The sequence below is a fragment of the Pseudomonas petroselini genome (assembly GCF_045037875.1).
Classification (GTDB): Bacteria; Pseudomonadota; Gammaproteobacteria; order Pseudomonadales; family Pseudomonadaceae; genus Aquipseudomonas; species Aquipseudomonas petroselini.
The window spans coordinates 4,961,060-4,979,728 of the sequence record NZ_CP173614.1 but is presented as its reverse complement, the minus strand read 5'-3'; the positions used below and the strand labels follow the sequence as shown (position 1 = coordinate 4,979,728).

The window sequence follows — 18,669 nt, the reverse complement described above, 5'->3', positions numbered from 1 at the left end:
AAGGTAAGGGCTACGGAGGAGAGGATGAAGCTATTCCTGGACTGTGAGTTCACTCAGCTCAACCGAGACACGAAGTTGATTTCGCTGGCACTCGTGTCCGAGGCCGGCCACGAATACTACGTTGAACTCACAGACACCTACGTAGTGGGAGACTGCAGCGACTTCGTGATCCAGAACGTCCTGCCTCAGCTCAACCTCCCTGACCATGGGCAACCCCTGGTCGAAGCTCAAACCTCACTGCTCGCTTTCTTGAGCAACCTTGAAGGCCCGCTCGAGATTTGTTCGGACGCTCCGGATTGGGACTGGGATCTCTTCTGCCAATTGGCCTACGTAAATCATCGTTGGCCTGCTAACGTTGCCAATAGTCCAGCCAACCTGATTCTGCTATTCAGGCATCTCGAAGCGGATGATATCGCCGACGTGACGCTCCCGGAACTTCCACATCACGCACTGCTGGATGCTCGCCTCTTAGCCGACCTTTATCGTCGACTGACTGCCGGTTCCAATCGAGGCACTGAACATGGCTGATGATCTTCGTACGCTTGAGTCTGTTAGGCGCAAAGCCCTTTGGACACTTTCGCACCTGGTGCCGGGCGACCCACAAGCTGTCGCTATTTTGAATGTGCTTGACGACATTGAAGACCAAGAGCGCGTCGACTTAAACCAGAGTCATCCACACCTCGATATTGATGCTGTCCGCAAAGCAGTCCTGATTGAGCGCCACAGTTCCGGTATCAACATCGTTGACGAGGCCAGTATTCCACAGCCGTGGCGTGAGCGTTTTCTACAAGCGAGCATCGGCTCGACGCGCTTGGTCGATGGCCCGTACGCCCATGACTGGGACAAATTTCTGACTCAATGGCAGGCTGAAATGAAGCACTTGGATGCTCACATGTCTGCAAGGCGTGAGCCTCAGTGTTAGGCGTCGGAGGGCACCCTCGATTGTCTACTTTGGACAGTGCTGACTATACTGGCAACACTAAATATCTGAGGTGTTACATGTCCCGTCTCGCTGAATTCCGCGCGCTTGAACAGCAGCTTGCTGCCCAATTGGCAGAGCTTGAAACGCTGAAAAACGATGATGGTCTGAAGCGTGAGATTGAATTCGAAACGAAACTTCGTGACCTGCTAGGTGAGTATGGTTACAGCTTGCGCAACATTGTCGCGATTCTCGATCCGCATTCTTCAAACCGCCGTGGCGCAGCAGCTGTTGAAACCAAGGGCTCCCGTAAGGCTCGGGCGGTAAAGGTTTACAAGAATCCTCACTCGGGCGAAGTCGTCGAGACTAAGGGCGGCAACCACAAGGTGTTGAAAGAATGGAAGGCTCAGTACGGCTCTGACAAGGTCGAGAGCTGGCTGGCTCAGTAAATCGTTTGAGTACAAATTGAGGGCCCTGCGGGGCCCTTCTTTATGGGGGATAGGAAATGCTTCGTTCAGCAGTGCTTGAGCTGGCAACGAGCTTCAGGTTGGCAGTGGAGATAGTCGTAGAGACCGGCAAATGCACATCCAAGGTTTATTTTTCCTATGCGGCGAATTACACCATCAAAGGGTCATTTCGAGGTGCGCAAATCCTGTCATCTAAGGAATACCTTATACAATCAATACCGTATTCGAGCATATTCACAGCGACCTCAGCCCGGCGCCCAGTGCACCTACGGAGGCAGGGTCTTACGACACGGTGGCTACTGATCACGGAACAGCCTTCGCCTTAAAGTCGTCGTCATTGCCCTTGAGAAATGTGATTGCAGTCCGGGACTGTAGGCAATTATCAGCTTGTTCATGTAGCAGCGCGTGCTCATTAGTATCTGCCCAGAGTTGCACAACCCCTTCCCTTCGGAAAACCTCCAACGGCAAAGGGTGTATCGCGTAAGGATTGTGATATATCCGCAAGCCATCAGTGATCTTCTCTGGGCCTGCACTAGCTCGAGCTACAACCGGCCTCATACCCTTATGGGTCAACCAGATCGAGTTGATGATTGCATCTGGATTACCACACATGGCGTCCACTTTTCCCCAAGTGGCGAGATGGCTGAAAATCACCGCACTGATGTGGCTGAATCGCGGATTTTGGAAGAAGCCCAGTTCGATTTCTGCTCCGTTGTCCTTCTCCACGCTGCCCAGAGATTTGGTCAGGGGCCCATTAGGAAAACGCTCAGGATTTGCCAGGTACTCGGCCTCATCTACGTAGTGGTCGAACAGCAATGCTTCAATGGGGCGATAGGCTTGAAGGTGAAAGCCCGGCTGTTCAAATGGAGCTACGGCAAGCACAAATGGACGTCCTTTCACATGAGCGTGGCTCGTGTATTTCTCCTGGTACTTCTTGGATTTGCTCATGAACGCGTTGGCTAAGCGGATGATCGCTATTCTGTTGAGTTCATTGAAGTCTACACTATCGAAAAATTCTGGCGTCAGGGGCTTACCCCACTCCGGCGCCCTGTCAGCTGCATGATTCGCTGTGGTGGCCTCCACAGTAAAGGTAGCGTCAACCGCTGTGACCAAGAAATCAGGTGCAGCATGCGTCCAGTCAAGCGCAAGGCCATACTCTCGAAAAACCGCATATAGGTAGATCTCCCAAAAGCTCGAGTTGAAGGTGGTCTGAAACTCTTTTACAAACTTGTTATCCCTATCTGGAAAACCTTCAAGCCATCGCAAAATCTCATCACGCTGGTAATGTCGACCAACTCGTCCGTCAGAGATCGTCTTGAAGTGCTGGTGAAGCTTTCCATCGTCGAACAGAGGCGTTAGTAAGTCCATTTCACACCCTTAGGTTATATGGGGAATTAGGAAAAATTATATACGGGATAGCGGCCCCATGTACAAACACACTCCCACAGCAGTTTCGTCTCAAGGTACTTAATATAGGCAGTTGTATACGGCGCTCCCATGTCGCCGGGGCAGGCAGAGACCCCACGGATGACCGAGATGAATCCTCTACAGCAGCGACATGCGGAAGGTAGTGCCACCGGGGTGGCCCGGTCGCTCACTGAACGCAGAGGTATTAAACTGGCGAGTCTATCTGCTAGTATTTGACATGTGGTCTTTACGATATAGATGATGAATTTGTAGTAACTCTGAAGTTGTCAGGATTCTTTTTGCTTAGGGCAATGAAATAGATCCCAGGAAGGTTTTTTCCAGGGATCTCACTGCGCCTGACCTTCGTTCACATTCGCAAAAACCTGCCTCACTTTGCATTTACCAGAATCTCCCTTCATCCTATGCGGCCAGCAGCAGTTAGTGCTGTATCGGAGCGATTAGTCCCAACCTCTACAAAATTGCTCTTTATTTACGAACACCATTTCATCTGGTGTGTGAATTTTCAGGCCTTCACTATAGCCATCAAAGGTAACGCAGCGAGAGATAAAGGCGTTATGGTATCTCGCCAAGAATGCATATTTCCTATAAACCGAGCTGCCTTTCTTGTGGGTCGCCAAATTTTCCCGGATATAATTTTTATGCTTGGCAAGCACGCGATAATCCAAACAAGCGAAACCCAAGCCGTCGCGATCCTTGAAGTGTATGAAAGTGCGTTTTAGATAATTTAGATAATAAAGTCCGTCGACGCTTATGAAGTATCCGTTGTCCGGCTTCTCCATAATGCCACTTACAGCATGGAAGTGACTGCTATTTCGTGCTCTTTCAATAACTTCCTCAGAAATCAAAACCATTGGATTTACAGCTTGTTCGCTTTCTAACTTATACGCCTCAACAAGTGCATTTCCATAAATGCAATTTTCATCAATAACTAGATCGCCAATTGCCAACCCACCTCGACAAAAGAATCCATGTTCAATCATTGCAAGCTGATAGCCACTGATAAACTCCAGCAGTGAACCTAGGTACTCTAGGCCATCTGTGACCTTCACCCCGATAACGATATTATCTGAGAACGTTTTCACCTTAACAATATTTAGTTCTTCTCCGAGAGCCAAACTCGATCTTGCATACCTAAGAGACTCCATAATGGAAAGAAAAGCCCCCTCATCACCCTCTCTACTTTGTACATACGCGCTGAATCCTAGTACATCCAAAAAAACGCAGAACTGTCGTTTTAAAGGAGACTCACCGTTATGAGCATCAGGCGTAAAAAAAATTTTATCTAAGTCACCCATGGAGTCTCCAATTTTAAATAAATCTAAAAGCCGCGAGAAAATTAATAAGAGATATCTAGAATAAGCCCTCGAGCGTCGCTTCAGCGAGGTGATGTCCCCCGACGTCGTGGCGACACAAACCTTTGTATAGGGTGGGAAGCCTATCACTCAAGCATACGTAGCTGAGGATCATCGTGACTCGCGACACGGGGCAGATTCAGCTACAAGTTGGTAGGATATTGACCATCACTATTTCTCAACCAAATCTTTGTACAGTTCTCGTGCGGCTAGGATCTGATCTCTGATTTCTTCAGGATCAATCCTCATTCCGCCACGAGGCGTTACCTGCAATGTTTTCAGGGAGTTGGCTGCCTTTACGAACGCTCGCTCTTCCGCCTGAATCCACTCGGGGCGTTTGTCCTTCCAAAATGACCATGCCATTTCGCTTAGTCTCACTCCAAGACGGATGGAAGCTAGTATGTGGTAGCCGCAGGGAATGTCCAAGCTAGGTAGTGAACTTGAGCCCTATGCAAGCGGAGCGCGTAGACCAGGATGGTCGAATAGCATGAGGATGGAAGCCCGCAGGGCCAAGACCGGTCGTAGACAGGGCTTGGTTAACGACAGCCATCCCTGCTAGGGCATGCCACGACAACCGAAGTGTCGAATATCACCTCAAGGCGCGCTGATCAAATGACCGAGGAACAACCCCCTGCGCGCAAAGATCATACGTTTTGCGCAATGCTACCTCATCGCCAGAAGACACCCTCGCATGAGTAAAGATCGTCGACAGAAAGCGTCTCCTTTCGCCGTTGCCAAGCTCAGACCAAATCCTCGGCTGTCCTTGCGCGTCTGGGACTGCAAGGCGGTCTAGGAAATACTCTTCAAGACTGTGCAGGCGTTGCTGACCATCAATCAAAATTTCACTGTTTTCGGCTAATGCCCTGCTACCTATCACTGGCTCGTACCAGTCATTCGTGAGGTAGCTCCCCAGGTCTGCCCCTGACCAAACAGCGGTAATGAAACGAGCCTTCTGACCGAGGTTCCACTCCTGGCCGCGCGCCCACAATGGAACGGGCATGCCCATAACGAATCGCGCTGCCCAGGGACAATGCTCATGAGCGGAGGAGGGGTCTACGAGATACTTTTCCCAGTTGCCCACTACGACCTCGAGGGGACAATGACTGACGGTCGTGGGCAGAAGACGCTGAGGCATATTGATGTGCAGGTCTGATGTTCCGCCGTCGGCGTAGCGTTTAAAAATGGAAGTCATGGTTTTCCTGGGGCGTTCAGATAAGGCGAAGTGTTCGATTCAATACGGGTGCATCGCCAGGCGTCGACCGTTTCGATGATCAACAGATCTCGTTCGATAGAAACGTGGATCTGGTCGCTATCGACAAGCGCGTGCACATAGCCTTCGACGTGGGATGCTGCCTTATCGAATGCGGAAGGTGAGTCGGATGACTCAATATAACTAATCAGCCGTTCCCAGGTTCTACGCTGACGGTTGCCCAGGATCGTCTCGGGAAACGATATCGCTCCCCGCAGAATCTGAATGGATGCAGGCTTTGATTTGGTCAAGGCTGGTTTCTCACCGTGTACATACAATTGAAAACGGTGTGATTTGGCGAAACTTGAGCTGGATGGAGGATTTTTGTGCAGATGCTGCAGAGACGCGAATGCCCCCTTCAGCAATAGAAGGCATTCGCGATGTGTGTAAAGCGGAAAACGAAAAGATCATGCGTTCGATCATATATCACCGACCCTGACGCCTGAATCTGAGTTCTAGTGAACCAATGCGACGTTTGCTTTCAAAAAGCGCTTATCGTGATCTGCCGCTGGAAGGTGGGTGGAGTCGTACTGACCAAACAACCGATAGCGATTTACCGCGATTTTGTCGTACATCCAATCTCGCATTGCTGCTGGTACAACACGTGCAGCCGTGAGCCAGCGCCACGGGGCATTTAGGCGACCTAAAATCTCGAACATCGCCTCAGAACGTATGGACACCTTGTTGTTTGAGAGGAGAACAATGGTGTTGAATTTGTCCTGCGGCAGTCCGGCCCACCTCAAAAGCTCTTGGCCCTCAGGCGACTGAACCGCAGCGAGCTGAATTCGGTGAGCCTTGTCAGAGTGGATGATGAACCTAGCCCACCCGTTGCAGAGCTTGCATGTGCCATCGAAGAGAACTGCCGTGTCGCCCGATTGTAGGAACGGGGCAGGGGATTCGGTTTTCGTGGTCATTCAGTCTGCTGTTTCATTTACAGTTCCCTGCCTTTCGGTAGCCCGCAGATTTAGCAGCGGATTCTGAGTCGAAGGTTACCTGTTTCTTCGAGGACACCTTGTCGTAGCTTGGGCAACCTTCAGGTAGATGGTAAACATGGCTTTTACCATTACCGATGATGCTTCCAACGGATATGGAGCGGGATGCCGATGTCGGTTTTTGTGATTGCGCCGACTTTGCCGTAAGGCCGGTGACTACTCCGTCGCCCACCGTCTTATAGCCTTGAGTCCAACTGCGTTCTTGAGTCACGAAAGGGTTGGGATGCCCCATGATCGCGGTGATACGTTTATTACGCTCCCTTTCCCAGGAGGTAACTGGAAATTGCTTGTCCCATGCCTTCAATAGCTGTTGCTGCTGGCGAGACATATTAAGGTTGTACCGGTCGAACATGTAGAACGTCGTCCTTGCTACCGATCCTTCACCTTGTCTCGCGGTTCAGTCGCACGCCTTGGCCGACTGGCGCCACGAATCCAAGTCATCATCCAACAGGTCTGGCTCATCTCTCTGCTGCTCTGAGGCGGCGTCCGCTTCCTCGGCAGGAGGCGGCCCGAAGATATTTTCAGGCGACCAGTCATCTTTGAAAAGGAACATATCACGCGTAAATTCAGCGATTCCGACTTCGCTGTCGTCCAGGATGTAACGAGCAAAATGTCTGAAAATCCTGCCTCCATCAACGCCACGTCCGGCATCCGTATCTTTGATTAGAAGGACAGTCCAATTCTCATACCATGCGCCGGCAGCAATTTTCGCCCAGGCGAGGTGAAACAACTTATAAGTCTCGCCGACAAGCACAGAGTCATACACCACGACAAGCATCCCTTTGGACGCATGCAAAAGCTTCACGGGGGAGAGAACTGCCAAGGTAATAGACTGCTCGATCAAATCGATCACCCTTGTGTCAGGTTGTCCTTCCCAGAGCACTACGAATCTCTGAATGCACACGACCTCGAGTGGCATGCAGTCAACAGCCGAATAACTGCTTTGTAGAAAAAATCGTGTACGCGCCCTCACCATCATCGTTGTGAGGCTGCTCATGTTCGGTATAAAGCCAGCGGGAATAAATCATGTCGGATACCGTTTTGGCGAAGGATTTTCAATTTATATGTGGGGCGTCACTGTGGCGCGCCGAGACATCGATTGGTAATGGCTGGAAGTTAGCGGCAGAATTTGCTGTGGTATTTTGATGCTTTATCATTGGTATAGCGTCTAAAGAAACGAGGGAATGGTTTTCCCAGAAGCTACCGATAGTTCGAGGTGCTTGAGTCAAGAAGAGTGCGGCTAGGAACGTCTGCCGTGTCGACGATCCGCAAGATTTCGTTTTATGAAAATATCGATCTAGCCTTCTACAATTCTCAGTCCAAAGCTTTTTCAAATTTAAGGCCTTGAAGTCTCATTGGTAGAACTTCAGTAGGGCACCAATCAAGCGCAGCAGAGATGCATAAATGCCAGATCACCATTTGGATGCGGAGAACATCTTCCGTGGGGTGCCGCCACATCAGCTTGCGTGGTTTCAGAATTGATTGGAGAGTATTGACAACCCCTCTGGGGTAGCGCCCGCGACCGTCTCTGTCCGCAACTACAGCGAATGCGAAACAACCGCAATCTTGGTAGCTGTCCGAAATCTTTCTTAAACGATTTCTAAGCTCTTTCTTGCTAATTCTAGAGGCAACAATCCACCAGATTAACTCAACGTCTTCAAGATCGATCCATTCGGGCGGTATATCACAGTTGTTTTCATATTGCTCAAATGGACGCAGGTTGGTTGGATTCAGTCTCCCTCGTGACGGCTGTCCGAAAGTTAAATCAGCTTGTTGGTTGTTCATTCATTTCTTCTTAGTTAAGGCGTAGGCGTAACAGGGCTATGAGGTGCGAAAGACGCCATTTTTTGGGGTGTGGGCAATTGACTAACTTGTCAGGTGTCTTTCGGCAAGAATTTCGGGTAGGTAAGCCCCACTAAAGACTATTCCTTAAGCTTAAAAGCTTGACCCGGTCTAGCCCTTTCACTGTTCGTATTAGTTTTGCGGCGGGCGCTTGTTGATAGCGTAGTGATGGGTCATGTTCCGGCTGATTGTGCCCATGGCAGGATTGAAACGCTTGAATACCTGCATCGCCGCTTCTGCCTTAGCTATAATTACCGAACGACGTACGACGTGTGGCGAGCGTCCACCATGGCTTACGTTCGCAGCCTTCAGCCAGCTCACAAGCTTCTTACGAAGTTCTTCAGGCTTCATCGGAGAGTTTGAAACTGAGCCGCTGGGAAAAATGTAGTCGTTCTTTGAGCTGTTCCTCAGGTTCAGTATCTCTACTGCAAGATCTATGTCTTGCTTTGGCAGTGAAACTGCTCTGAAGTTTACTGTTTTCTCGACTCCAAGCACTAAGTCTCGCGATTTGATCGGCAAATATTCGCTGGGCCTCATGCCTGTGAGCATTAGGGAGAAAAGTAACCGGTCTGTAAGCGAGCCTTTCTGTTCGAGAGTTTCTTTTATTTGCATCAGCTCACCTCGACTAAAAGGCCTGGTCGCTTTGCTTTGCATATCTTCTTTTGTTTGACTCATCATCAATAACCGTCATGAGAGGGCTGCCATTTAAGAGGAGTGGCTGCGCTGATGTCAAGGTATTTTTGCACTTTTCTCGGCGTGTGGTAATCTTTTAACAGTATATTAAAAGTAGACTCTTAATTTGATTTTTTAGTTTCTAGAAAGTTTCTGGCACGGCTTTTTTATTGGCTTTTCGGTATAGTTCTAGTGGCGGGGACTTTATTTTTTGCTTAAGTTTTAAGTGTTATTGCTGCTCAGCGATTACCTCGAATGCAATTGATTAAAAGTTTGTTGATGGCTTTTGCTTTTGAATTGAGTGGCGGTCAACAATTTATATTTATAGCGGAGGCCGGTTATCCATTGTGCGAGTTTCCGTAAAAGACCGACGCCGAAATTACAAAATGTGGAGTTAGCGATTGCAGAGCATGAGTGGTGACTTGAGTCGTGTTTCGGTAGATCAAGTCCTTGGAGAGGTTACGATGCAGTGGGCAGCCGGTGAGCATAGAGTTTCACAATGCTGATCCTCCAACTCTGGGAGCCGCCTCCTCATGCGAGCACGCTCTGAGACTGCAAAGTACCGCAAGTGATCGTCAGACCGAACCAGGTGGCGGGCTTGGCTCAGGTATTTTGTCCTGAGTTTCTCCCCTCGTTAAGGTGCAACGCTTAACATGCAACGAGTTGCACCTTTGCAAACTTTGGGGCGACGACGGGCTACGGTAATATTTCATTGGCAGAGAGCCCGGATTCATTGATGTTGACTAAGGTGCAGCTTAAAGCTATCGTAATGGCTCTTGAGGAGGTATTGGGTTGAACCTTATATAAGGGTTCGAATCCCTGGTTTCCCGCCAAACAGATAAAGAAATCCCGCGAGCCAGAGGCTTTGCGGGATTTTTTTTGCCTGCGGTTTGCGTTTCTACCCCCGTCTGTACCCCCGTTTGTGACGGGATTTGCAGGGCCCGTGTGGGCCGGTATGGCGGAGGGGATGTGAGCGAAAGTGACAGACCTGCAGCGCCGCTACGATATAGGCCTGTGCGGTAGGGCTGGTACTTCGACGAGTCCGTCAGCGACAAACCTACGGGCTGTCGACGTGCTTGGTGGCGCCCGAGAGCACCATCCGACGCCGCCTGAGCAGCAATGCACGGTTCAGCGAGGCCGAGTCCGAGCGGGTGGTGCGTCTGACACGTGTGTATGCCGAGGCAGTTGAACTGTTTGGCGGCGATGAGCGCGCGGCGCTGTTGTGGCCGAATACCCCAGCCGACTACCTTCCTGACCAGCCGGCGATCTCGCCGTTACACCTGTCGGTGATGGACCCGGGTGCCCGCCTGATTGAGTCCCGTATCCGCCGCACCGCCCATTGCATCTTCTAATGCAGCTGTGGCGCATTTCAGCCTTCCCAGGTTTGTGTGGGTTGGGTGGCATCATGCCGATGGCAGTTGGCACACCTTGCCACATTCGGTGATCTATGCGGCTGAACATCCTGCGCTGGCCATGGTTGAGGTGTTGGCGCATATGCGACTGAGTCTGGCGAACATTCCGTCAACCTTGCAGTTGATCCGAATCGAAGTGGCGCCTGGGGCATTGATCGGTTCATCGCAGGCGTTACCGGTCGGTTGGCAGGCCAATGAGCCGACCTCGCAGGCGATGGGCATTCGTTGGCTGGATGCGGGGGTGGAGTTTCTGTTGCCAGTACCGTCAGCATTGATACCCCACGCGAGCAATTAGTTGGTTAACACAGCTCACCCACAGGCACAGACACACTTGGTCGAGAGTATTGAGCCGTTTTGGTTTGATAAGCGATACCTGCGTTAGCAAGCGAGAAGGGAGTTTGCGAGTATGAGCCTGATACCTATAGATCGGTCGACCTCCAGCAAGCCTCTGGATTAAACGGGCTTACCGCCACCAACCGGTTCGCGGCCGCATTTCGTGCGCTGTCAATGTGCTATCATCTGCCGGTACATGGATTGACACAGGCAAGAGACAGCGCAGGGAATGTGTGCTTTTCACCCCCTCCCGGTTAGCAATTGCATCCACTTTGGCACCTCCTTGTACGACATCCCCTTGACCCTGAACGAACATGGAACCGTCATGCCTGACATTAATGAACTCAAAGACAAGATAAATACCAAAACCTTGAATATGGTATTGCTGTCGATCGCAACCTTAGGGCTGTACCTGTTGTTGTGGCTTGTCAGAAGCAATCAGAAAATCAGCGAAACAACCAAGATCAAACTGGTCGATAACACTTACATTGTCTGGCTGGCCGTCTGCCTCGGCTGGAGCGGCTCTTTATCCAATTTGGGTGACGCACTTTTCGATGCGCTGTCCGGCATTCTGATAATTGCGGTAAACGCCCTGTATATCGTCTGGGCGTTCAAAGCCAAAAACGCCTTGTCGGAATACGCCCTCCGCGAGCATAAAATCGATCTGCGCATGAACGCGTTCTACACCTTCTTCCTGAACGTCTTCTACATCAACTACTGCATCAATGACATGCCAGAAGAGCAACGCAAGCAACAAATCCTGCGTGGTCAAGCCACCCAGGCTTGATGCAATCGACAGGCTGGCAGTCTCTAGACGATTGCCAGCTGTTTGCTTGGCATTTGTTTACCAGGAATCTCAGGAGAGTGTTATCAATCGCTTGAACGGCTCTGAGCTCTTCAGCATGGCTAATTGTTGAGTCAGGCGAGGGAAGCCGACAGCAGCTACACCACCGGCAGCGTGCTCCAGGGCGAAGGGTTTTAGGCTCGCTGCGCGAGTGGTGTTGAAAAGCGTTTGTTTCCCTCTCTAACGCTCCGCACAGACGGGGCGCGATGGGATGAGGATAAGCTACGGTTATTGAAATTAGAGCTTTTCCGCACGGAATAGATTTGTTTTTATAGCAGCGTGTATTGCTGTGAACGCAGCGAGACGCCTTCAAAACCCGGCCACTGAGCCTGGTTTTTTGTTCCCATTTTCAAGCCCTGCCATTGAGCAGGGCTTTTTTGTTTTCGGCCCCACGCCTGTCTCCTTGCCTAAAGCGGATGCCAGCGACGTAGAGGCCGACCTATTTGAGGACTCAAGATGAACTCCGAGCATCAGGCACTGACCGATGTGCCCCTGTGGTTGTTGGTTCTGCTGAGCCTCGCCGGTTTATCCGGAGAAATGCTTCGCGCATCAGGCAGCGACCTAGGCCTTCGCCAAATCCTTCAGCGAGTGGCACTGCGCTTCCTCGCTTCTGGACTGTTGGGTACCAGGTTGTACATGAAGTGCGGATCGGGCGCGGGATGCTGTACGTAACCTTCGGAGCGGAACAAGCCGGCGAACAACAGCGGGTATTAACGACCTTGTCCTGGACCAACGACACTACCCATTCGCGCTCAAAGTTGCGTTGTATTTGCCAGCGCTGCCACTCATCGAATCGGCCCTGCAAATACACGTCCATGGGCGCTTCTATTTTGTTGTGGCGCGCCAAATGGACTTTGGCCTTGCCCGCATCAAAGGTAGGCTCTTGCAGCCTCAGAAAATCCAGAAAATACACGGTAACTCCGGAGCGGAACCGCCTGTGCGGTGGTTAGACGAAAGTGGTCAACTGCCGATTGGAGGATGGTGACAGATTGAGTTTATGGGTGACTTGCAACAGGTTTCGCAGAGATTCGACCGCGACTCTTGGTAAAACTCAGTCATTCGTGACAGACCGCTATCGGCCGATTGTGTTGAAAAAGTCGGCTTGCCCAAAACGCTCGAATACTGATGGGTGAAAAGACCTTTTTTGCACGCTGCTACGTGAAATCCGAGTCCTGAACCTACTGCCAAAAATTCAGATTTCAATCTCAGACGCGTACTTTTCTGCCGTGGAATTCGAAGTCGACTTTTTCAACAGAATCGGCCAGGAACAGTCAGTCGACGGGTTTGATAAAGATGATTAAACAGTTGGTATTTGGTAAACAACCGAGTCGTACTTGGCTGATGTGCGCATCTCGAGCATGATCCCACCCAGAGCCTCGGCAATACGTCGACTCGCATGGTTGTCCGTCGCAACGGGGTAGATGAAACTTTTTGCTACCACTCGCTGGCTGGCCCACTGAACAACCGCTTGGACCGCTTCACCTCCAAAGCCTAGCCCGTGTTTATCTTCACGAATCCAGATACCCAGCTCCGGCGTTTCACCGTGGGTATTGTGCAGCCCGACAAGGCCAGTAAAACGAGCATCGTCGAGTTGTCTAATTGCGAACACAAAGTCGCTGCCATCTGCGATTGAAGGCAGCCAGTGGCGCCAGACGTTTGCATAGTCCTCAAGAGAAGCAGGTGGTTCCCACGACATGTAGCGAGTCAACGAGGCAGTTATACAAGCGAAGGATTCAACAGCGTCCTGCGCGCAGAATGGCTCAATACTAAGGCGTGGCGACTGAATGCAGATTTCGCGGGTATCGACGAGCATCGTAATTTCCTTACAAGAGGTGCAGTACTCCGTGTGTGTCCAGGAAAAGTAACATGCTGATCATTTCTTCAGCGAATCGGACGTCCTCTTTGGGTCGATTTCTTCACGCGCCTGGTTCGCCATATTGCTCAGTTGCCCACGATCATTACCCACGTTGGTCACCTCATGGGCAATGATCAGATGGTGTTTGTCGTCGACAGCTGTTTGTACGTTGTAGCCAACGGTTCCGGTGCCTCGGCCGCTCGTGGCCATTGAGCGTGCATCTGGGTCTGTGAGGGAGATCTGCTGGTCTGGACTTTCGTGGAGCTGCGCCTCAATTTCCTTGAGTGTCTGCATCTGCTTTTTCAGTGTTTCTATCTTTTCTTTAAGCTGCTCTGCTTTGGCCTCGGCCACTTCGGGCGTGGCCCGATCCGCCGAATCCATCGCCGCCAGATAGCGATCAATGCTCTGCTCAATCTGCTGCATGCGTGCCTTCACCTTGCCCTGAGTGAAGTTGCGGTCGCGATTATTGACGGCTTTGAATTTGCTGCCGTCGATGGCGATGATCGACTGAGAGAAGAGATTGAGGTTGCGGCAAAAAACTACGAACTGGCGGCATACGCTGTTAATGGCTTTGCCGTTGTCTTTGCGAAAGTCGGCAATGGTTTTGAAGTCCGGAGCCAAACGCCCCGTTAGCCACATCAACTCGACGTTGCGCTCGGCCTCATGCTCAAGTCGGCGGCTGGACTGAATCCGATTGAGATAGCCGTAGATATAGATCTTCAGCAACACCGCTGGGTGGTAGGCCGGACGACCCGTTGCGGCAGGATCGACGCCCTCAAAACCAAGTGCGCCGAGGTCGAGTTCATCGACGAAAACGTCGACCACTCGCACTGGATTTTCTTCGGCTACATAATCGTCCAAGCACTCCGGCAGCAGCGTCACCTGCGTCCGAGTCTCACCCTCAATGAATCGTTTCATGATCGCCCCCGATACGATCTAGACGAACAAAAGCTTAGATCATCCTCGGCGTATTCCGACTTTTGGCCTTAAAGCAAAGCTCGCTTTCATCTGGATTGAAGACGTTACCGGAGGGGATTGGTCAGATATTGGCAAGCTGGGGAACAATGGATTTACCCATGCAATTGACTGCCGCAAAGTATTTACGGCCGCTTGAATGAGACAACCTTGCGTGGCATTCGCAACAATACTCGTCACGGTATTGGCCATCAGGTTTGAAAAATAGCTTGGCCTCGTTGAGGTCGGTTATTAAAAATCCTTCAGATTTCAAAATCTGTTCAAAACGATCACGTAGTGAAGAGAGGGCGGTGGGAAGGTGGGGATGACTGAGAAGCTCCTTCGGGTATGGGGTCGCACTCAGTAGATCCACCGTCGCGATCGATTCCCCGGTCGCTTTGAGGGCTTGCAACAGATGTGGGTGTACGTACGACAGACTGCTCGCAGCGTGATGCGCAATACTTTGACAGACACTACTGAGGCGGCGACGGGAAGGCATTCATTCTTCCTGATTTGGTTTGCGAGCTGCGTCGAGCTGCTGGATTCTTAGAGACCATATGGTGCCTCAAAACCTGGTCGAATGCCCCCATGGCCGAATCGTTCTAAAAACGTGTTTTCACACAGCCTGGGTCGATTGCTGCTTTTCGCGAAGGGCAGCTTTTGGGCGATTGTGTTGAAAAAGTCGGCTTGCCCAAAACGCTCGAATACTGATGGGTGAAAAGACCTTTTTTGCACGCTGCTACGTGAAATCCGAGTCCTGAACCTACTGCCAAAAATTCAGATTTCAATCTCAGACGCGTACTTTTCTGCCGTGGAATTCGAAGTCGACTTTTTCAACAGAATCGGGCGGATGCAGCCATACGATGTGTCTCATGAGTAGCGGCCTATTGGTGGTTTGTGTTCGGTCGGCAGGACGCCGGGGGAGTGAGGAAGTCGTTTCCGCGACCCGCCAAAGGCTTTGCGGGATTTTTTTTGCCTGCAGTTTGTTGGGCTACCTACTGATGTGTTGGCATTAAGTGGGATGTGTTGGGCCGATGGGGGGAGGGTGGGTTGCTGACATTGACAGGCGAAGGGGCCTCGCCATGCTGCAAGCATTTCGCGGGTGTTGAGGCGGGAATAGCTGTAATGAGCGGCCTAGCGGCGCCCAGCGCGTCGGCTGTGCGGCACCTTTCGGCGTCCTGACTTCTGAGGCGGTGGCGCAGCCAGGCAGTGACATGCGCTAAGTTGAGGTTGTAGCCAAATGTTCGCGTCATTAGCACGGCTTTCCAGTGGCTTTCACGTGCATCAATCTCTTGCGGCATGGAGTGAAGGTCGGCGATCTCCAGCAGAGTAAACCGGAAATCCTGCTGGCGTTCCTAATTAATCCGTGCACTGACACATTGGTTGCTTTGGACTGGTCAGACCGTCGAAAGAGCAATCGCTTTTTCTAAGACGGCCTGTAGCATCTGCTTCGGTGATTGTTCCTTGTTGAACAAGCTCGGTGACAATTTATCAGCGTCGTTTTCAGTCGATTGCCGGAGAAGGGCGAGCGGCCCCGATTGTCCTAACTGCTCTTGGTAAAGACTTTTTATATTGTCCCTAAAACCATCAGGGTATGCCGCTTTCTCGACCCCTGGAAGATCATCGAAATAGTCCATGATGCCTTTGAAGATTTCACTGTTGTCACCGCCGTTCGTTATAGTGGCGTACAACTTGGAAAAATATGTTTCATCCTGCTTACTAAGCTCCCCATAAGCGGCATACCGTTCTGCATCCGTATAGGTTCCTGAATCATCATAAACAATATTGCTTAGCCCGTTTCGGGCCATGCCTTCAAATGGATTTGGAAGTTTTTCGGGGGGGGCTTTAGAAAGCCCAATTGCGTAATCCAGTGACTGTTGACCTAACGCCAAACGGGCAGGGTCGTCTGTTTGGGGAAGTAGATCCTCGTTATTAAGATTCCCACCAGCAATCCGCTGCCCGAAATTGTACATATCGCTCTGACCTTTTGCATATTGTCCTTTTAAATCCCTATTGGACATAGAGGCTTGTTTGTCATCAGCCTTACTTAATGCGTACAGTGCCCGTGCAGAATCGGAGATTGTGACGGTCTCCGTCGTCTTGAGGGCGGCATCCCCTGAAGGTAAATTTACAGGGTTGGACGAAGGAAGCTTCTCTTGTGTAGAAACCTTTGCCTGTGTACTTGCTTGATACGATTTGATCGAAATGTCCATGGTGATACTCCATACGCTGAGGATAGCTTGAGAGCTATCTTCAGCTAGGGTTCCTATACAAATGTCGGACTATTTGATTTCAAATTCGACAGTGTAGTTATAGGGAGGCGCCGATTGGATTGCTGTGATATTTGCATTGCAAGTAGCGTTATCGAAACCAGTGCTAGTGCCCATTTTAGTCCAGCTAGGGGCTTTAGTCGTTGGATTGACTTGGTGGCTTGCTGCAAAACGACATTTCTTATTACCCGAGGTATACACGAAGCGCATTCCTGAAACCGTATCCGCGATACTGGTCAGGGCAAATGTTGTCGTTGCAGACGGCAGAATCGTACTTGGAGTGGGGGCTACACTCCCTGAAAAATACTCGAAAGTGTACGCGGCTGGACCGGTCGTAGAGTTCTTCACCTTCACGGTGACGATGGTGCCTGCTTGGGCAGATGCAATCATAGAGGCGAATAAAGTTGCTGCCCCGAACAGTTTAGCGAATCTCATAAATATCCCTTTAATTTTGATAATCACTATAGCTCTTGTCCTTCCGCGTTTCGGTAAATACCTTAACTACCAGTGCCTTCTTGATGCGGAAGGATAGTAGCTTTAGGTCATACATCCATGACGCGAAAGCATTTTTCCTCATCTTGTATAGAAAAGACAGCAAGACTCAACCTCTATAGCGGCAGGTAACCAGAATTCTTTAACCTACCTCCGGTTTGTCGGAGGAAGATTATCGTCTTTGTCATTTATTTGCTGAGCAGAGAGTCAGATATTGGGCGCGCGCATTATCAGAATGCTTTCCAGAGAAGGTGTTTCAGTTTGAAGTTGTCGATGATCTTCTCGATGAATATGGAGTTTGCCTGACATTCTGGCAGTCGTAGTAGCAAACTCCGAGCCAAGGGGGTGTGGAAAGGCTTCACAAGACATTCCATGCATTGAAACTAGACGGCTCGACGCATCTACATCTTGAGACTGTGGATGTGCGCTCGCGCAGGGGATCAGACCAAACTTCTGTGACTAAGCGTCTTTTGCTATTTGACGTAGCCGCCGAAATTGTGGGGACGAAATCAAGTGACGCCCCCATGCCAGTGCCAATCGACGCCGGATTTAGGCTCATCAATGGAATGGCTGACGGTTTACTTTTGGCCAATTACAGCTTTTCACAAAAAGCTATCCCCCTGAACGGAGACTCGCCAACGTCAGCCACGCTGCAAAAAGCAGCTCGCCCCCGTTACTGCAACGGAACATACACATCCGTTTGCCATTGATCCTGCGGTGTTTGCGGATACACGCTCAGGTAATGGAAGAACAGTGGCTGATCACGCAGTTCTTCGCCACTGGTAGGCAGCCAATCGCGGTAGATCGGATAGATCGATTCGCCGATGTGGTCCGGTGATCCCACGTGCCGCACTACGACGCAGCGACCGCCAGCAATGACTCGTTCGCGCACGCCGAACGCATTCGGTTCCACCGCCTCGTGAATCTCGCCGCAAATGGCGAAGCGGAATGCTTCTGCTGGCGTGGTGTCGGGGTTGCCGTAGGGAATGCCAAAGCTGCGACTCGATGCCACCGGCGACTGCCCGCTCTGCATGCGCCACTCGATGAACCTGCTCACGCTCTCATTGACGAGCCCGGGGGGGCCGCAATGTTCAAGCGCTGCGACCCGGACTTCGGGGAACTCCACGATTCGTACTTGCATGATGATAGTCCTGGAAAAATGAGGGATGGTGAACACCGCATGCCAGACCTGCCAGTTCGGCGCCTTCCTGAACGCACTTGGCGTCATACCGACCGCTCGCTTGAACGCCCTGCAAAACGCCTCGGGGCTGTCGAAACCGGCACCGAGTGCCGCCTCCAGTACCGAGTGATCCGCGACGGCGGCCAAGCGATGGGCGGCGCGTCGTAGCCGCATCAGTTGCACATAACGTGAAACCGGCACGCCGACGAACGCGGTGAATTGGCGATGGAAGTGAAACGTCGAAAAATTCGCCACATGGCTCAACGTCTTCACCGACAGATCATCTTCGAGATGCTCATCAATGTAGGCGAGTACGGCGTTGAAGCGCTTTGTGTAAGCGACGTTGATCGGCGTGTCGGACACTGGTACAAGCTCCTGGAAGTACGGTCGGCAATAGCGTCGACTATA

General features: G+C 51.1%; 20 protein-coding genes and 2 pseudogenes. 7 read left to right on the top strand and 15 right to left on the bottom strand.

Features of this window, described 5'->3' with window-relative positions; all coding sequences use genetic code 11:
* The first annotated feature begins 24 nt into the window (after positions 1-24).
* From ACI512_RS22800 to ACI512_RS22790, 3 genes are all read left to right on the top strand, one after another.
* A complete protein-coding gene (locus ACI512_RS22800; protein WP_236383009.1) occupies positions 25-528 on the top strand; it encodes a 3'-5' exoribonuclease in 504 nt (167 codons plus the stop codon).
* The gene (locus ACI512_RS22795; RefSeq protein WP_236383013.1) at positions 521-922 is read left to right on the top strand and encodes a hypothetical protein; all 402 of its coding nucleotides are present in this window, start codon (positions 521-523) and stop codon (positions 920-922) included. Before ACI512_RS22800 ends, ACI512_RS22795 begins: the two co-directional genes overlap by 8 nt.
* Before the next feature lie 77 nt (positions 923-999).
* Positions 1,000-1,368 carry a histone-like nucleoid-structuring protein, MvaT/MvaU family gene (locus ACI512_RS22790; RefSeq protein WP_236383016.1) on the top strand — a complete coding sequence of 123 codons (369 nt, stop codon included), beginning with the start codon at positions 1,000-1,002 and terminating at the stop codon, positions 1,366-1,368.
* 321 nt (positions 1,369-1,689) lie between these two features.
* Here ACI512_RS22790 and ACI512_RS22785 read toward each other — a convergent pair whose 3' ends face one another.
* The 9 genes and pseudogenes from ACI512_RS22785 to ACI512_RS22745 form a co-directional block, all read right to left on the bottom strand.
* On the bottom strand, positions 1,690-2,754 hold the full coding sequence (locus tag ACI512_RS22785; RefSeq protein ID WP_236383019.1) for a hypothetical protein: 1,065 nt from the start codon (positions 2,752-2,754) through the stop codon (positions 1,690-1,692).
* Positions 2,755-3,251: 497 nt separating this feature from the next.
* Positions 3,252-4,109 (bottom strand): hypothetical protein, encoded by an 858-nt coding sequence (locus tag ACI512_RS22780; RefSeq protein ID WP_405121355.1) that lies wholly within the window; start codon positions 4,107-4,109, stop codon positions 3,252-3,254.
* A gap of 646 nt (positions 4,110-4,755) precedes the next feature.
* Positions 4,756-5,358 (bottom strand): hypothetical protein, encoded by a 603-nt coding sequence (locus ACI512_RS22775; protein ID WP_236383713.1) that lies wholly within the window; start codon positions 5,356-5,358, stop codon positions 4,756-4,758.
* A complete protein-coding gene (locus ACI512_RS22770) occupies positions 5,355-5,666 on the bottom strand; it encodes a hypothetical protein (RefSeq protein ID WP_236383712.1) in 312 nt (103 codons plus the stop codon). Before ACI512_RS22770 ends, ACI512_RS22775 begins: the two co-directional genes overlap by 4 nt.
* A 204-nt stretch (positions 5,667-5,870) precedes the next feature.
* The gene (locus ACI512_RS22765) at positions 5,871-6,329 is read right to left on the bottom strand and encodes a thiol-disulfide oxidoreductase DCC family protein (protein ID WP_236383711.1); all 459 of its coding nucleotides are present in this window, start codon (positions 6,327-6,329) and stop codon (positions 5,871-5,873) included.
* A gap of 13 nt (positions 6,330-6,342) precedes the next feature.
* Positions 6,343-6,818, bottom strand: a pseudogene (locus tag ACI512_RS22760) (endonuclease); the annotation flags it as partial.
* The gene (locus ACI512_RS22755) at positions 6,805-7,260 is read right to left on the bottom strand and encodes a hypothetical protein (protein ID WP_236383710.1); all 456 of its coding nucleotides are present in this window, start codon (positions 7,258-7,260) and stop codon (positions 6,805-6,807) included. The pseudogene ACI512_RS22760 and the gene ACI512_RS22755, both read right to left, overlap by 14 nt.
* 461 nt (positions 7,261-7,721) lie before the next feature.
* Entirely contained in the window at positions 7,722-8,192 is a 471-nt protein-coding gene (locus ACI512_RS22750; protein WP_405121354.1) for a hypothetical protein, read from the bottom strand.
* Positions 8,193-8,381: 189 nt separating this feature from the next.
* The gene (locus ACI512_RS22745; RefSeq protein ID WP_046485307.1) at positions 8,382-8,927 is read right to left on the bottom strand and encodes a tyrosine-type recombinase/integrase; all 546 of its coding nucleotides are present in this window, start codon (positions 8,925-8,927) and stop codon (positions 8,382-8,384) included.
* 1,073 nt (positions 8,928-10,000) lie between these two features.
* Here ACI512_RS22745 and ACI512_RS22740 point away from each other — a divergent pair.
* The 4 genes from ACI512_RS22740 to ACI512_RS22725 all read left to right on the top strand — a co-directional run bounded on the left by ACI512_RS22740 (position 10,001) and on the right by ACI512_RS22725 (position 12,182).
* On the top strand, positions 10,001-10,273 hold the full coding sequence (locus ACI512_RS22740) for a hypothetical protein (RefSeq protein WP_236383839.1): 273 nt from the start codon (positions 10,001-10,003) through the stop codon (positions 10,271-10,273).
* Positions 10,274-10,280: 7 nt separating this feature from the next.
* Positions 10,281-10,628: an RES family NAD+ phosphorylase gene (locus ACI512_RS22735; protein WP_349497027.1), complete on the top strand. Its 348-nt coding sequence runs from the start codon at positions 10,281-10,283 to the stop codon at positions 10,626-10,628.
* Positions 10,629-10,991: 363 nt separating this feature from the next.
* A complete protein-coding gene (locus ACI512_RS22730) occupies positions 10,992-11,453 on the top strand; it encodes a DUF4234 domain-containing protein (protein WP_236383840.1) in 462 nt (153 codons plus the stop codon).
* Between the two features lie 513 nt (positions 11,454-11,966).
* Positions 11,967-12,182, top strand: a complete 216-nt coding sequence (locus ACI512_RS22725; RefSeq protein WP_236383841.1) for a phage holin family protein — start codon at positions 11,967-11,969, stop codon at positions 12,180-12,182.
* A gap of 625 nt (positions 12,183-12,807) precedes the next feature.
* Here ACI512_RS22725 and ACI512_RS22720 read toward each other — a convergent pair.
* From ACI512_RS22720 to ACI512_RS22695, 6 genes and pseudogenes are all read right to left on the bottom strand, one after another.
* Positions 12,808-13,323 (bottom strand): GNAT family N-acetyltransferase, encoded by a 516-nt coding sequence (locus ACI512_RS22720; protein ID WP_236383488.1) that lies wholly within the window; start codon positions 13,321-13,323, stop codon positions 12,808-12,810.
* Positions 13,324-13,419: 96 nt separating this feature from the next.
* Positions 13,420-14,283, bottom strand: a pseudogene (locus ACI512_RS22715) (IS1182 family transposase); the annotation flags it as partial.
* 121 nt (positions 14,284-14,404) lie between these two features.
* Positions 14,405-14,818, bottom strand: coding sequence for a hypothetical protein (locus ACI512_RS22710; protein WP_152748571.1), 414 nt, complete (start codon positions 14,816-14,818; stop codon positions 14,405-14,407).
* 898 nt (positions 14,819-15,716) lie between these two features.
* The gene (locus tag ACI512_RS22705) at positions 15,717-16,532 is read right to left on the bottom strand and encodes a hypothetical protein (RefSeq protein ID WP_250947808.1); all 816 of its coding nucleotides are present in this window, start codon (positions 16,530-16,532) and stop codon (positions 15,717-15,719) included.
* Positions 16,533-16,601: 69 nt separating this feature from the next.
* Positions 16,602-17,051, bottom strand: a complete 450-nt coding sequence (locus ACI512_RS22700; RefSeq protein ID WP_405121353.1) for a hypothetical protein — start codon at positions 17,049-17,051, stop codon at positions 16,602-16,604.
* A 703-nt stretch (positions 17,052-17,754) separates the two neighbouring features.
* The gene (locus ACI512_RS22695) at positions 17,755-18,624 is read right to left on the bottom strand and encodes a GyrI-like domain-containing protein (protein ID WP_236383770.1); all 870 of its coding nucleotides are present in this window, start codon (positions 18,622-18,624) and stop codon (positions 17,755-17,757) included.
* Positions 18,625-18,669 lie beyond the last annotated feature (45 nt).

What these genes read in the sequence shown, in the direction of transcription:
- ACI512_RS22785 (WP_236383019.1), bottom strand. Translation starts at nt 2,754, where the DNA reads ATGGACTTACTAACGCCTCTGTTCGACGATGGAAAGCTTCACCAGCAC.
- ACI512_RS22780 (WP_405121355.1), bottom strand. Translation starts at nt 4,109, where the DNA reads ATGGGTGACTTAGATAAAATTTTTTTTACGCCTGATGCTCATAACGGT.
- ACI512_RS22710 (WP_152748571.1), bottom strand. Translation starts at nt 14,818, where the DNA reads ATGCCTTCCCGTCGCCGCCTCAGTAGTGTCTGTCAAAGTATTGCGCAT.
- ACI512_RS22775 (WP_236383713.1), bottom strand. Translation starts at nt 5,358, where the DNA reads ATGACTTCCATTTTTAAACGCTACGCCGACGGCGGAACATCAGACCTG.
- ACI512_RS22720 (WP_236383488.1), bottom strand. Translation starts at nt 13,323, where the DNA reads ATGCTCGTCGATACCCGCGAAATCTGCATTCAGTCGCCACGCCTTAGT.
- ACI512_RS22795 (WP_236383013.1), top strand. Translation starts at nt 521, where the DNA reads ATGGCTGATGATCTTCGTACGCTTGAGTCTGTTAGGCGCAAAGCCCTT.
- ACI512_RS22800 (WP_236383009.1), top strand. Translation starts at nt 25, where the DNA reads ATGAAGCTATTCCTGGACTGTGAGTTCACTCAGCTCAACCGAGACACG.
- ACI512_RS22765 (WP_236383711.1), bottom strand. Translation starts at nt 6,329, where the DNA reads ATGACCACGAAAACCGAATCCCCTGCCCCGTTCCTACAATCGGGCGAC.
- ACI512_RS22790 (WP_236383016.1), top strand. Translation starts at nt 1,000, where the DNA reads ATGTCCCGTCTCGCTGAATTCCGCGCGCTTGAACAGCAGCTTGCTGCC.
- ACI512_RS22750 (WP_405121354.1), bottom strand. Translation starts at nt 8,192, where the DNA reads ATGAACAACCAACAAGCTGATTTAACTTTCGGACAGCCGTCACGAGGG.
- ACI512_RS22730 (WP_236383840.1), top strand. Translation starts at nt 10,992, where the DNA reads ATGCCTGACATTAATGAACTCAAAGACAAGATAAATACCAAAACCTTG.
- ACI512_RS22705 (WP_250947808.1), bottom strand. Translation starts at nt 16,532, where the DNA reads ATGGACATTTCGATCAAATCGTATCAAGCAAGTACACAGGCAAAGGTT.
- ACI512_RS22745 (WP_046485307.1), bottom strand. Translation starts at nt 8,927, where the DNA reads ATGATGAGTCAAACAAAAGAAGATATGCAAAGCAAAGCGACCAGGCCT.
- ACI512_RS22725 (WP_236383841.1), top strand. Translation starts at nt 11,967, where the DNA reads ATGAACTCCGAGCATCAGGCACTGACCGATGTGCCCCTGTGGTTGTTG.